12 protein-coding genes are annotated in these 12861 nt (G+C 46.3%); 10 read left to right on the plus strand and 2 right to left on the minus strand.

Annotation, left to right across the window (positions count from 1 at the left end):
* Positions 1 to 259 precede the first annotated feature (259 nt).
* The 6 genes from SHD_RS04670 to SHD_RS04695 all read left to right on the plus strand — a co-directional run bounded on the left by SHD_RS04670 (position 260) and on the right by SHD_RS04695 (position 6295).
* Positions 260 to 826, plus strand: a complete 567-nt coding sequence (locus SHD_RS04670) for a TetR/AcrR family transcriptional regulator (RefSeq protein WP_023266068.1) — start codon at positions 260 to 262, stop codon at positions 824 to 826.
* A gap of 25 nt (positions 827 to 851) precedes the next feature.
* Positions 852 to 1970, plus strand: coding sequence for an efflux RND transporter periplasmic adaptor subunit (locus SHD_RS04675; RefSeq protein WP_039977564.1), 1119 nt, complete (start codon positions 852 to 854; stop codon positions 1968 to 1970).
* A 13-nt stretch (positions 1971 to 1983) separates the two neighbouring features.
* Positions 1984 to 5073: a multidrug efflux RND transporter permease subunit gene (locus SHD_RS04680; RefSeq protein WP_023266070.1), complete on the plus strand. Its 3090-nt coding sequence runs from the start codon at positions 1984 to 1986 to the stop codon at positions 5071 to 5073.
* Positions 5074 to 5189: 116 nt separating this feature from the next.
* Positions 5190 to 5444 carry a ubiquinone biosynthesis accessory factor UbiK gene (gene ubiK / locus SHD_RS04685; protein ID WP_023266071.1) on the plus strand — a complete coding sequence of 85 codons (255 nt, stop codon included), beginning with the start codon at positions 5190 to 5192 and terminating at the stop codon, positions 5442 to 5444.
* 94 nt (positions 5445 to 5538) lie between these two features.
* Positions 5539 to 5871 carry a hypothetical protein gene (locus SHD_RS04690; RefSeq protein WP_023266072.1) on the plus strand — a complete coding sequence of 111 codons (333 nt, stop codon included), beginning with the start codon at positions 5539 to 5541 and terminating at the stop codon, positions 5869 to 5871.
* Between the two features lie 58 nt (positions 5872 to 5929).
* A complete protein-coding gene (locus SHD_RS04695; RefSeq protein WP_023266073.1) occupies positions 5930 to 6295 on the plus strand; it encodes a hypothetical protein in 366 nt (121 codons plus the stop codon).
* On the opposite strand, the gene SHD_RS04700 is transcribed toward SHD_RS04695, so the two are convergent.
* On the minus strand, positions 6292 to 7458 hold the full coding sequence (locus tag SHD_RS04700; protein ID WP_037427713.1) for a winged helix-turn-helix domain-containing protein: 1167 nt from the start codon (positions 7456 to 7458) through the stop codon (positions 6292 to 6294). The genes SHD_RS04695 and SHD_RS04700 overlap by 4 nt on opposite strands.
* Positions 7459 to 7693: 235 nt before the next feature.
* Between SHD_RS04700 and SHD_RS04705 the strand changes: the two genes are divergently transcribed.
* From SHD_RS04705 to SHD_RS04715, 3 genes are all read left to right on the plus strand, one after another.
* Positions 7694 to 8221, plus strand: a complete 528-nt coding sequence (locus tag SHD_RS04705; RefSeq protein WP_023266075.1) for a hypothetical protein — start codon at positions 7694 to 7696, stop codon at positions 8219 to 8221.
* 162 nt (positions 8222 to 8383) lie between these two features.
* Positions 8384 to 9862, plus strand: a complete 1479-nt coding sequence (gene creD / locus SHD_RS04710) for a cell envelope integrity protein CreD (protein WP_037427711.1) — start codon at positions 8384 to 8386, stop codon at positions 9860 to 9862.
* A 117-nt stretch (positions 9863 to 9979) separates the two neighbouring features.
* Positions 9980 to 10753 carry a phosphatase PAP2 family protein gene (locus SHD_RS04715; protein WP_039977568.1) on the plus strand — a complete coding sequence of 258 codons (774 nt, stop codon included), beginning with the start codon at positions 9980 to 9982 and terminating at the stop codon, positions 10751 to 10753.
* Positions 10754 to 10855: 102 nt separating this feature from the next.
* Here SHD_RS04715 and SHD_RS04720 read toward each other — a convergent pair whose 3' ends face one another.
* Positions 10856 to 11377, minus strand: coding sequence for a DUF3592 domain-containing protein (locus SHD_RS04720; RefSeq protein ID WP_023266078.1), 522 nt, complete (start codon positions 11375 to 11377; stop codon positions 10856 to 10858).
* Between the two features lie 387 nt (positions 11378 to 11764).
* On the opposite strand from SHD_RS04720, the gene SHD_RS04725 reads away from it, so the two are divergent.
* The gene (locus SHD_RS04725; RefSeq protein ID WP_023266079.1) at positions 11765 to 12550 is read left to right on the plus strand and encodes a hypothetical protein; all 786 of its coding nucleotides are present in this window, start codon (positions 11765 to 11767) and stop codon (positions 12548 to 12550) included.
* The last annotated feature ends 311 nt before the right edge of the window (positions 12551 to 12861 follow it).

The raw sequence follows: 12861 nt of genomic DNA on the forward strand, positions 1-12861 counted from the left end.
ATACTGCGTTTAAGGCTTTCGACAGAGCGCCACTATGCCTTCAAGCCTTCGCCTTGTCTAAAGCCCGTTTAACTCCCGCTGAATGAACAGATGTTTAATACGATTGGTATTAGTCTCAAGTAGATAAATTAATTACAAGCGGACTTTCCAAAATCACACTTTTGCCATTTTTTGAGCTAACTTGTTGCTAAGGTCAATTTCAACGATTAAAATCAACATGAATGAACGTTCATTCACGAGTTTAGATATTGGAAATTGAATGGATAATAAACGCGACTTAATACTCCGCTCCGCCGAAAAAATTATTGCGACAGAGGGATTACATAATCTTTCAATGCAAAAGCTTGCCGCAGATGCCGGAGTCGCCGCAGGTACGATTTATCGCTACTTTAAAGACAAAGAAGATTTGATCATTGAGCTGCGTAAAGACGTATTACAACAAATTGCCAGCAAGTTGCTTGAAAACATTAATGAAGGCAGCTTTGACCAAAAATTTCGCCGTCTATGGTTCAACATAGTGGCACTGGGGCGTGAGCAATCTCATGCCAATTTAAGTTTTGCACAGTATTCCCACCTTCCAGGTGTCGATGCGCCTGAGCATCAAGCCTTTGAAAGGGAGATTTTCCAGCAGTTACATCAACTCTTTGAGCAGGCGAAAGATCAAGGCGTCATCCAACCATTGAATAATGCCTTGTTATTTTCTATCGCCTTTGAGCCGGCTGTTGCTATAGGTAAACGCCTACGCCGCGGCCATTTGCAATGTACAGATACAGAGATCCAGCAGGCATGTGAGCTTTGCCTTCAGGCAATTTCTGTGACGAATTAACTTAACTTTAGGAATCTTTAGCACCATGAAAAAATGGACTCTAAGTATGCTAGCGATCGCTGTACTTGCCTTTGGCTCAGTGATCGGCTTTAACCTGATGGTAAAAAATAAAATCGCAGAGGCGATTGCCAATATGCCTGAGGCTGAGTTCCCAGTAACAGCCATGACGTTAGATGTGCAAAAATGGCAACCTACAATTGATGCGATTGGTTTTGTTGAGCCGCATCAAGGGGTGACCATCTCCAACGAATTAGCAGGACGCGTCACCAGTATTAATTTTGAAAACGGTAGCCGAGTGGAAAAAGGCCAACTGCTGGCCGAACTCGATGCCAAAGTGGAAAGAGCCAACCTTAAAAGCAAAATGGTACAACTGCCCGCCGCTGAGGCCGACTTCAAACGCCTTTCAAAACTCTATGCGCAAAAGTCAGTCTCTAAACAGGATTTAGATAATAGTGAATCTAAATATCTGGCCTTACAGGCGGATATTGAAAGCTTAAAAGCCACTATCGAGCGCCGTGAAATCAGTGCGCCTTTCAGTGGTTTAGTGGGTATTCGTAACATTAACTTAGGTGAATATCTTCAGCCTGGTACCGATATTGTGCGTCTCGAAGATATCAGCACAATGAAAATCCGCTTCACTATTCCGCAAACCCAATTACCTCGTATTGCCGTAGGCCAAAAAATCCATGTGTTTGTGGACTCTTATCCTGAGCAACCCTTCGAAGGTGAAATTGCCGCGATTGAACCCGCCGTGTTTTACCAAAGCGGTTTGATCCAAGTGCAAGCACGCATTTCTAACGATAACGCCAAACTGCGTAGCGGGATGTTTGCCCGAGTATCCATCCTATTGCCAGAACTGAACGATCAGTTTGTACTGCCACAAACCGCCATCAACTTTACCCTTTATGGTAACTCTATTTACCTCATCAAAGAGGTCGAAGAAAACGGTAAAAAGCTGGCTAGAGTCGAGCAAATCAACCTGACGGTATTAGAGCGTAACGGCAATAACGCGCTGGTGAGTGGAGCGTTAAAAGCGGGAGATCGTATTGTCACCTCAGGGCAAATTCGCCTCAGTAACAACAGTAAAGTGACAGTGGTTGAAGACCAAGCCCTGACCCACTCCGACACTATGCCAAAGCTGTAATAGGAGCAAGATAATGCGCTTTACAGATATCTTTATTAGGCGACCCGTACTCGCCGCCTCAATCAGCTTTCTCTTGCTGCTGTTAGGCTTTAATGCCCTCAATAGCATGCAAGTGCGTGAATATCCGAAGATGACGAATACCGTAGTCACGGTATCGACCAGTTATTACGGCGCGGATGCAAATCTAATCCAAGGTTTTATTACACAACCGTTAGAGCAAGCGCTAGCGCAGGCCGATAACGTTGACTTTATGACCTCAGAGAGCTTTCTCGGCACCTCGAAAATTTCGGTGTATATGAAGCTCAATACCGATCCGAATGGCGCCTTGGCCGATATTCTCGCCAAAGTAAACTCGGTGAGATCGCAATTGCCCAAAGAGGCTGAAGATCCCAGTGTTGAAATGTCCACTGGCTCGCAAACCTCTGTACTGTATATTTCATTTTTTAGTGACCAGATTAACTCAAGCCAGCTAACGGATTACCTTGAGCGTGTCGTCAAACCCCAGCTCTTTACCATTGACGGCGTTGCTAAGGTGAATTTATACGGTGGTATTAAATACGCCATGCGTATTTGGCTCGATCCGGCCAGAATGGGGGCGTTTAACCTCTCCTCCAGCGATGTAATGCAAGTATTGCAGGCGAACAACTATCAGTCAGCGGTGGGTCAAACCAACAGTGTTTACACCCTTTTCAACGGTACAGCTGACACCCAGGTTGCTACCATCGAAGAGTTAAAACGCTTAGTGATCGGCAGTAAAGATGGTTTAGTCGTCCGTCTCGGTGACATTGCCGATGTCAGCCTCGAAAAGAGCCATGATATCTACCGCGCCTTAGCCAATGGCAAAGAAGCCGTGGTCATCGGCCTTGATGTCACGCCAACGGCTAACCCGCTTACCGTTGCGGCTGATACCCGCGCCCTGTTACCTGAAATTGAGCGTAACTTACCGCCATCCATTGAATCGAGCATTCTGTACGACTCCTCACTCGCAATTGATGAATCGATTAAAGAAGTGGTTAAAACCATTGGAGAAGCCGCGATTATTGTTATCGTGGTGATCACTCTCTTCTTAGGTTCGCTTCGCGCCGTGGTGATCCCGATTGTGACCATTCCGCTCTCGCTGATTGGGGTTGCCATCATCATGCAGATGTTTGGTTTTACGCTCAATCTCATGACCCTACTGGCCATGGTGCTCGCCATTGGTTTGGTGGTTGACGATGCGATTGTGGTGGTCGAAAACGTTGACAGGCATATCAAGCTGGGTGAGTCGCCCTTTAGAGCCGCGATTATCGGTACCCGCGAAATCGCGGTGCCAGTGATCTCCATGACCATTACCCTCGCCGCGGTTTATGCGCCGATTGCCTTAATGGGCGGGATCACCGGCTCATTATTTAAGGAGTTTGCCCTTACACTCGCAGGTTCTGTGTTTATCTCGGGCATAGTGGCACTGACACTGTCACCCATGATGTGTGCCAAAATACTCAAACCCCATACCGCACCTAATCGGTTCGAAATGGGAGTAGAAAACTTCCTCACGGGCCTGACTCGCCGTTACAGCAACATGCTAGATGCGGTGATGTTACATCGCCCAGTGATCGTCGCCTTTGCGATTATCGTGTTCGCTTCACTGCCAGTGTTGTTTAAGTTTATCCCGTCAGAACTGGCGCCCAACGAAGATAAAGGTGTGGTAATGATGATGGGCACCGCACCTTCAACTGCCAACTTGGACTACATCCAAGCCAATATGGGCTTAGTCACGGATATGATTAAGGCACAGCCTGAATCAGCCGCGTCACTCGCCTTTGTGGGCGTACCAAGTTCCAGCCAAGCCTTCGGGATCGCGCCATTAGTGCCTTGGAGTGAGCGGGATAAGAGCCAAAAACAAATGCAGGAGTTTTTTGCTAAAGAAGTGAAGCACATTCCTGGAATGGCGATTACCACCTTCCAAATGCCTGAGCTGCCTGGGGCGTCGAGTGGTTTACCGATTCAGTTTGTGATTACTACATCAAACTCCTTTGCCAGCCTCTTCCAAATCGGTACCAGCGTACTGGAAAAGGTGCAAAAGAGTCCCTTGTTTGTGTACTCAGAAATCAACCTGAAATTTGATTCCGGCACCATGAAACTGCATATCAAGCGTGACTTAGCCGGGACCTACGGCGTGACCATGCAAGATATCGGGATCACACTCGCCACCATGATGAGTGATGGCTATGTGAATCGCATTAACTTGGATGGTCGCTCCTACGAAGTGATCCCACAGGTGGAGCGTAAACTGCGGGCGAACCCAGAATCGCTGGCTAATTACTATGTCAAAGCCGCCGATGGTAAATCCATTCCGCTATCCAGCTTGGTTGATATTGAAATGGTGGCCGAGCCTCGCTCACTGCCGCACTTTAACCAAATGAATGCCTTAACTGTGGGTGGTGTAGCCGCGCCAGGCGTAGCTATTGGTGATGCCATCAGCTTTTTGCAAAATATTGGCGATAATGAGTTACCTAAGGGTTATAGCTACGACTTCCTCGGTGAAGCACGCCAGTTTGTCACTGAAGGTTCGGCACTTTATGCCACTTTCTTGCTGGCGATTGCGATTATTTTCTTAGTACTCGCCAGCCAGTTTGAAAGCCTTAAAGACCCATTAGTCATCTTGGTATCTGTACCGCTGGCGATTAGCGGCGCCTTGATTGTACTCGGGTGGACCCATGTGTTTGGCTTAGCCAAAATCAATATCTACACCCAGGTAGGATTAATTACCTTGGTGGGTCTTATCACTAAACACGGGATCTTGATGTGCGAAGTGGCCAAAGAGGAACAACTCCACCGTGGGCTATCTAAACTTGAGGCGATTAAACTGGCGGCAACCATCCGCTTACGCCCGATTTTAATGACCACAGCAGCGATGATTGCGGGTCTGTTACCGCTATTGTTTGCTTCCGGCGCAGGTGCGGTAGCACGCTTTAATATCGGTATTGTGATTGTCGCAGGTTTATCGATTGGGACGATTTTCACCCTGTTTGTATTACCGGTGATTTATACTTATCTTGCTGAAAAACATGAGCCTTTGCCCGTGTTTGACGAAGATACCGACGGGCTAGCCCACAACAGCTAACCGCATCCAAGTAAAACCTACGTCCCTTAAGACGTAGGTTTTACAAGGCGGTTTTCTTTTGAAAGCCAACGTACTAGGTTACAATCCCCACATTCAGTAAAGAGGCGGACAAGAAGATGATCAATCCAAAGAAAATCGAAGAAATGGCGAAGCAACTGAGCGATAGCCTGCCCAGCGGTCTTAAGCAATTTGCCGGTGAATTTGAAGAGCGCAGCAAGCAAGTGCTGCAAAATCAATTGCTCAAGTTGGATATGGTGTCCCGTGAGGAGTTTGAAGTACAACAGCATGTATTACTGAAAACCCGCGAGAAATTAGAAGCCCTGCAAGCACAAGTGAATGAGCTTGAGAAAAAGCTAAACGCCGCAGACTAACTTATAATGCCTGTTTGAAAGAGCACAGTTAGCGATAGCGCAGCTGTGCTTTTTTGTTTTTAACACTTCAAACATTGAGTCACTTAGGGAAATAATGCAACAACTCGCCAGCTACATCCTTGCTATTCAAGGCTATCCTAGCCCAGTTTCAGTGGTGAGCCACACCCAAGAGCAGCAAAGTTATCGAGACGATAATGCTGAAATGTGTGAATCTTTGACCTTATATCACTTCAACAACGGGGTTGTGGTCAGTCTGTTAAGCGAGCAAGATAAACAAGCTGATGAGCCAAACGCGGTTTGTGAGGATTATTGGTTGAGTTATCGAGTCGTCACCGCCAATATCGCGATTTCGCCGCAGCAAAAGTCCTTTAGCAATCTCTGCCAACAAGGCTTTTGGCTTAAGATGCAGCAAGGGCTTAACGAGTAAGAATAGCCGTCGGCGCTAAGACCTAGCGCCAGAGTTCGAATCGTCAGGGAAGAAGACAATGGATATCGCAATCAGCACACACTATCAAGACTATCTGCTTTGGGGATTATTGCTCCTTGGCGGCCTGCCACTGCTCAGCTATCCCTTTGTAGTCCTCGCCAGCCTGATGGGACTTGCCAGCCGAACCACGATTAACGTGCACTGGTTTTACCGGCTGATGAATAAGAGTTTTCTGTGGGGAACCCTTGCCTATCCCTTAGTGTATATTCCCTGCTACTGGCTCGCGCGCGGTGAGAACGGTTCATTATCCTTAGCCTATGCCACCCTGCCGCTGCTCTTTTTAGCACTGCTGTACCTGTGCTTTCGCTGGATGGATGTACCATCTAAAAACAAATGCCCAGATAACGACAAAGATCCCGATTAGATCGTCTGCTGCCGTGCGTATAGTTGTTTGAATGCCTTATGGTTAGCCTTCACCAGTTTCCAACGGCTACAGCCATTAAAGCGCGCATACTCAGTGACTGCCGCCTCAAATGCTGCGCAAAAGTCATCATCCATGCCGCTAAATCCCTCTTCTAAAGTCAGCTGTTGTAATAACAGTAAACCGCTTTGCCGCTCGGCTTTCACATCCACTCGACCAACAAAGCAGTCACGCCACAAAATCGCGAGGGAGTAATAGCCATATTGGCGTTTTTCGGCGGGCACATAGACTTCAATTTGGTAATCAAAATCAAACCATTGCTTTAATCGCTGCCGCTGAATTAATAGATTATCGAAGGGATTGAGTAACCAGACTCGATTGGGTATTGCAGCGGTTATTTGCAGCTCGGGGCGATAAAAATACCATTGCCCTTCCGCCTTAAAGCTTGCCAACTCACCTTGAGACTGCATAGCGGCTAATTGCTCATTCACATTAGCTTTTATGCCTTTGCGCAGATAAGCGATTTGCGCTGCCGAGCCAAAGGCATGGGCAGCGAGATAACGCTCAATCAAGTGGCGAGCAAATTCGCTCTCGCTTGGCGCTTGGGTATTGATATGCTCTGGCAGCACGCGCTCGGTAAGATCATAACATTTTTGAAATTTCTCCCTGCGCACCACCATTAACTCGCCGCGCATAAACAACTGCTCTAGCGCCTTTTTGGCGGGCTTCCAATCCCACCAGGCACCGTTTTTGCCTTCTGCATGTTCAAAGTCACTGGCCTTCAGTGGTCCTTCGGCGCGAATGCGGGCGCGCACTTCCTGCATCACCTTATCGTCTGGCTCAAACCAATGTTTGCCGCCATTTTGCAGCTGTTGTTTACGTTGCAAACTAAAACGGTAGTCGGCAATGGGTAAATATGCCGCCGCATGGGACCAATATTCAAAAATCTCGCCCTGTGCCAGCGCAGTATCTAACATCTGCGGTTGATACTGTGGTATCCGGCTATGCAACACATGGTGGTGCGCCCGCTCGACCACATTAATCGAATCGATTTGCACATACCCGAGACGGCTAATCAGCTCACAGACCGAAGTCTGCGGTTGTAATAAGCCCTGCTGTTGCATATTCAATTGCAACCACTCACGGGGTGAAAAAGGACTCGACATAAATTCTCCCAAAATGCTCAAAAACAATTGCGCCCAAAGATTGATGCCATGACTGACAGATGATCAAAAGGATAATCCTCTTACTTTTGTCGGATATTTCGTAAACTTAGCGTGAATTTGTCAGCTCGCGTACAACTTGAGTTAACATAGGGCATTTCCTCGCTTAGGGCTATCGCTTACCTCGAGTCAAACAACTCCCTCTTACAAAGGTTAGCCCCTCATTAAGGATTGATGAATGAATATCTATTACCGCGAAGCCAAACTCTGCGGCCGTAAAACCGGCAATGGTACTAAACTGCCATTTTTAATGAATATGCTGTACTCACTCGGTGAAAAGAATGGCGAGTTACAACCTTTCAGCATCGACGATATTAAGGCAGTCCTGTTTAACCAACATCAATCGATTGGCTGCTCCATCAAAGCGCCTTTACCCATAGTCTCTTGGCGCAGTGAAGCCATTTGGTACGAGCTATTCAAAGGTGAAGCGCCCGTGTATCTGCCCCAATGCATCACCTTTAGCAATGGCGCAATCGACTATGCGATTGTCGTGATTGGCGATGAGTATGAGCTACGTATTTGGCCGGACTGCAATAATCGTGAGCGTGAAAAACACCAATGGTTTTCACACCATGCCGCCGTCTACTCCGAAGAAATCGATGTCTTTAAAGAATGTCTTGAGACGCTACTCAAACATATCCGCAAGGAAGATGACTTTGAGGCTAAACACCCGAAATTTGACAAACAACGCACCAGTTCAAAATAGGTTTTAGCGCACTTAAAGGCGATTGCCATAATTTTGCCACTATTGATCAGCAACTTGCCCGCAACTTCCGTGGGCAAATCTGCTTTAATACCCGCCGTAATATCGAGTTAGCCCAATAGTATGCAATGGCGACTCGCGCGTATTTCATAGGGAATGAAATCCATGTTTAACATTATTTTCTGGGTGCTCACGTTACTGAGTTTGGCGCTGTTTGGCGGCGCTATCTATTTAGTGGCGCGCGCACTCCTTAAAAAACTCAATCGTGATCAAGGAACCGATATGTCAACACAAGAGCCGTGGGCAGCAACTACGACAAAGGGAACGGCATTAAAAAACACCACCTTATTAAAAGCCATCACCATTGGCATACTGTCGATTGTGGCCTTGCTACCGCTCGGGATCATTATGGATATGACGTCCGATCGCGAAATGCTTTACAACAGTGTGGTCGATGAAATCGGCCGCTCATGGGGCGAGCAGCAAACCCTCTCGGGCCCAGCGTTGGTAATCCCCTACAGTTATTTTGTGATGCAGGAAGAAGTCAGTAACGACGGCAAAACCCGCCACGAAGTGAAGCGCACCTATCAAGATGAGCTGGTGATCCTGCCGAAAAAGCTCACTCTCGATTTAGACCTAAAACATGATTTCCGTACCCGTGGCATTTATCAATCGCTGGTGTATAACGCGGCGCTTACGGGGCAGGCTGACTTTCGCTTAAATCGTTATGACATTCCTAACCTTATCGCCTTTGATAACAAAAATGCCCGTTTAGTCTTTGGTGTGTCATCAAACCAAGCAATTGATAAAGTAGAAAAGATTGAGGTGACAGGCGATTCAGTCTTACTCTCTGGCTCGCTGATGTCGGGCACAGGCTTGACGACTGGCGGTCTAGAGAAAGGCTTTAACCAAGGGATCCAAGTCGGCGAAGCAAGTGATTTTAGCGTGAACTTTGCCATGACACTGCGCGGCTCTCAGTCGATTAGTGCCCTGCCATTAGGCGAACAAACCCTGCTGAAGATCCATGCCGACTGGCCGCACCCGAGTTTTAAAGGCTTACTCCCAGCAGAGCGCGAAATCACTACTAACGGATTTACCGCCAACTGGAATATCAGTCACTTAACTCGCAACTATCCGCAGGAGTTTATTAAGAGTAATCAGTCGACGCTTACCGAAGTCGTAGCCAATGCCATGTTATTTGAACCTGTAACCCATTACGGCAAGATTGAGCGCTCAGTTAAATACGGCCTACTGTTTATCGTACTGACTTTTATCATGTTATTTATCTTCGAGCTGGGTCAAAAGACCAGCCTAAGCACAGTGCAATATATGCTGGTTGGCAGTGCGATGGCACTGTTCTACCTACTATTACTGTCACTCTCGGAGCATCTTGCCTTCCTGCAAGCCTATCTGATCGCCGCCTGTATTCCTGTGCTGTCGGTATCCGCTTATGTGGGCAGTGCCACCGCTAGCGTTAAACGTGGCGCGATAGTAGGCACTATGCTGGTGAGCTTGTATGCGGTGTTGTACTCAATACTGCAATTAGAAGATTACGCCCTACTGATGGGTACTGGCTTGTTATTAGTGGTTTTACTGATTTTGATGTTCGTAACCCGTCATCAACCCAAGGACACAGTGCAATAGCACCTACCGCTCCACCCTTGAAGACCCCCGACAGCGCACTTTTTGCTGTCGGGATTTTTTTATTGGCAAGACCACATGTGACATGTAGCCTATTGCGTTTACTCGGAGGCAAATATTTTGACTCATCCAGCCTATCTTCTACGTCGTTTGGCGCTTGTATGGTTACTGCTAGCAGCGATTCCAAGCCTACTGTTACTTACGCAAAATCAATTATTTCCGTTGCTCGATCTACAATCGCCCTTAGCCAGAGCCTTGTACTGGCTCACCACAACCGGCACAGCGCCCTATGGTGTTGCGACTGTTTTAGTCGTGTTGGCGCTTGCCTATTGTTATATGCCTAAAGCATTATTTATTAACTTGTTTTTAGCCATCAGCCTAAGCCAAGTATTAAGCCTAAGCACTAGCCATGCCCTTAAAAGTTTTTTTAAAGAGCCAAGGCCCAATCTGGTATACCTATCTGAGCAAGCACTCCCAGATGATGCACAGTTAACTCCGCAAACCTTCTATCAACTCGCAAAACCAGAACGCTCACAGGCCATTGCTGAGGCGCTGACCGAGCTGCAAACGAGAACCTCAGCGGTAAAACTGTCCCCAAAAATCCACCAACATTGGGAAGATGAAATCGGCTATTCCTTCCCGTCTGGACACACCATTTTTGCCGTAACCTTAGTGCTAACCGCCAGCTACTATCTGCTTTTAGCGGGTTTACCTCTATTCACCAGTGCGTTATTGGTTTGGGGATTATTGATGGGCCTAAGCCGTATGCTACTCGGCATGCACTGGCCGCAGGATGTGCTCTTCTCCACCCTACTCGCAGCAATTATTAGCAGCTTAAGTGTATTTGTAGTGGAAAAGTTAAGGCCAAGAAGTAAAGAGCAACCCAACGGATAACAAGCATAACGCCAGCCAAAGGGCTAACTCAGAGCGACAGGCGGCATCTGCAACTTATGTAGATGCCGTTTTTGTTAGGATGAACCTAAGCGACCAATCACATCAGCCATGCGTAAATGCCACGACCTCCGTTAACAGCAATATAACCAAGACGACAGATATTGAAAGCGCTATCACACCAATAATCAAATGACTGTATCTTGCGAGGAACTTGTGCTCGATAGCGGCTTCTGGGTGTTGGATTGGCACAGATAAGCTCACCTTATCACCTATTTTCGGCCCAAAGCGATTGTAGGCATGCTCGTTGTAATTCATCAACGCGCCACAGGTATAGCGCTGACCTCGCCAAAAATATTGAATCACCGGATTAATAAACACTTGCTGATCCCTAAAGTGCTCAGGCTCGTCGCTATATCGAGTGTTCTCTTGCAGCGAAACGACCGTCCCTTCAACCAACTCATAAGCTAACAACTGCTCTTGCCTAAATCTTACGATCCCGCCAATCCCAATCAGCCCAAGCACCAAAGAAAACCAAGAGATTAACAGCAGCCCGCCAATATCCTCGAAGACAAATGCGCCAATAATCACAGCAGGAATGGATAAGATAAAAGCGAGAAATAACATTAATTTGTGCATTTAATACCAGAAAAAATAGAGCGGGAAACCATTAAGATTGAATTCTATTTTCCTGTTAATAATTTATAAAGGACTTATCGAAAAACACATACATTCCGCTATTACTCCACCAATAAACGATTAAGCACAGTCATTCCAGTGACACGCAGCAAGCACATCCCTGTGTGCTCGACCGTGACATCCCTGTCACGAACGGTCACTTACATGCCAGTGCTTAATCTTGCCAATCCCCACAGTAATCTGAGACCTCTTAGAAACATATATTCTTTAAATTTAATAACAGGTGGCTTATTAACACAGTATTACTAAATCGTCTAAGGTGAGATTATGCGTATGCGCACGATACAAATGATAGGCAAATAGAGTAATTTGATCATGAATGACGTTTCTTTAGCTATTGCTAGAAATATGTTCCATTTACAAATCCATGAGGCAGATGGTCAAAGGTTTGAGGATCTTTTCTCAAAAATTATGGGATACAAAAACCGAGATTTTCAGCCTGTAAAGCCATACGGAAACATTGGTGACCGTAAAAATGATGGTTGGATACAAAGTGAAAATACCTACTTTCAGGTTTATGCACCTTCAAATATAGAAAAAAGCATCAACGATGCAGTAAATAAACTTGAAGCTGACCTAAATGGGTTACTGAAGCAATGGGATGAGTTATGCCCTGTTAAAAATTTTTACTTTGTATTAAACGACAAATACAAAGGTGCTCCTCCTCAGTTACAACAAAAAATGCTTTATCTAAAGTCAAAGTTTGGGTTGGAAAAAGCTAGTGTTTTAGTAGCTAAAGACCTTGAGTATGATCTTTTTGATTTACGCAATGACATGATTCTCTCTGTTGTTGGTCATTTGCCACATGTCAGTAACGAGGAGTATATGTTTGTTTCAGGTTTTACTTGCTTTATTACAGCATGGATAGACTTCGAAAAAGTTGGTCGTAAAAAACTACAACAACTAGCTACAAATTCGCGCTCTATGGGTGGGAAATTTCTAATAAGAGAACTTCATACATTAGGCTTTATAAGCACCAATAATGCTAGTTTTCTAGTTCAAATGGCTGATAAGCGAAATCGTTTAGTACATGGTGACACCTTAGAGATTCCTAAAAAATCAGACATTGATGACTTGGTAGCTATAACAGAACACTTATAGCCCAATAGATGGTACTAGCATTACTCTTTTGGGATTAACAGCGAACACCGAACCCACAGAAGTTCACCATCCCCTCGGAGTTGCCGCAGGGCGAATAGACAAATTGCGTGAGTCTCGCCATGGATGGCAAGCTAGCTTTCGCAGGTGCAAGGACGCATCCTTCGAAAGCGGTAGCAAATTTGGCGATGAGCACAAGGGGCTTTCAACTCCGTGAGGGGCGTCTTGGAGCATCCAAGGAGGATAGGACGAGCAGTCCTCCTTGGTCGGGTGTGGGGTGAAGCCCCACGACTTTGATTCACCTCGGCCGTTAG

It is taken from the genome of Shewanella decolorationis S12 (assembly GCF_000485795.1).
In the GTDB taxonomy this organism is placed as follows: Bacteria; Pseudomonadota; Gammaproteobacteria; order Enterobacterales; family Shewanellaceae; genus Shewanella; species Shewanella decolorationis.

Coding starts and splice junctions, on each gene's coding strand:
- SHD_RS04670 (WP_023266068.1), top strand. CDS start 260: ATGGATAATAAACGCGACTTAATACTCCGCTCCGCCGAAAAAATTATT.
- SHD_RS04675 (WP_039977564.1), top strand. CDS start 852: ATGAAAAAATGGACTCTAAGTATGCTAGCGATCGCTGTACTTGCCTTT.
- SHD_RS04680 (WP_023266070.1), top strand. CDS start 1,984: ATGCGCTTTACAGATATCTTTATTAGGCGACCCGTACTCGCCGCCTCA.
- ubiK (WP_023266071.1), top strand. CDS start 5,190: ATGATCAATCCAAAGAAAATCGAAGAAATGGCGAAGCAACTGAGCGAT.
- SHD_RS04690 (WP_023266072.1), top strand. CDS start 5,539: ATGCAACAACTCGCCAGCTACATCCTTGCTATTCAAGGCTATCCTAGC.
- SHD_RS04695 (WP_023266073.1), top strand. CDS start 5,930: ATGGATATCGCAATCAGCACACACTATCAAGACTATCTGCTTTGGGGA.
- SHD_RS04700 (WP_037427713.1), bottom strand. CDS start 7,458: ATGTCGAGTCCTTTTTCACCCCGTGAGTGGTTGCAATTGAATATGCAA.
- SHD_RS04705 (WP_023266075.1), top strand. CDS start 7,694: ATGAATATCTATTACCGCGAAGCCAAACTCTGCGGCCGTAAAACCGGC.
- creD (WP_037427711.1), top strand. CDS start 8,384: ATGTTTAACATTATTTTCTGGGTGCTCACGTTACTGAGTTTGGCGCTG.
- SHD_RS04720 (WP_023266078.1), bottom strand. CDS start 11,377: ATGTTATTTCTCGCTTTTATCTTATCCATTCCTGCTGTGATTATTGGC.
- SHD_RS04725 (WP_023266079.1), top strand. CDS start 11,765: ATGAATGACGTTTCTTTAGCTATTGCTAGAAATATGTTCCATTTACAA.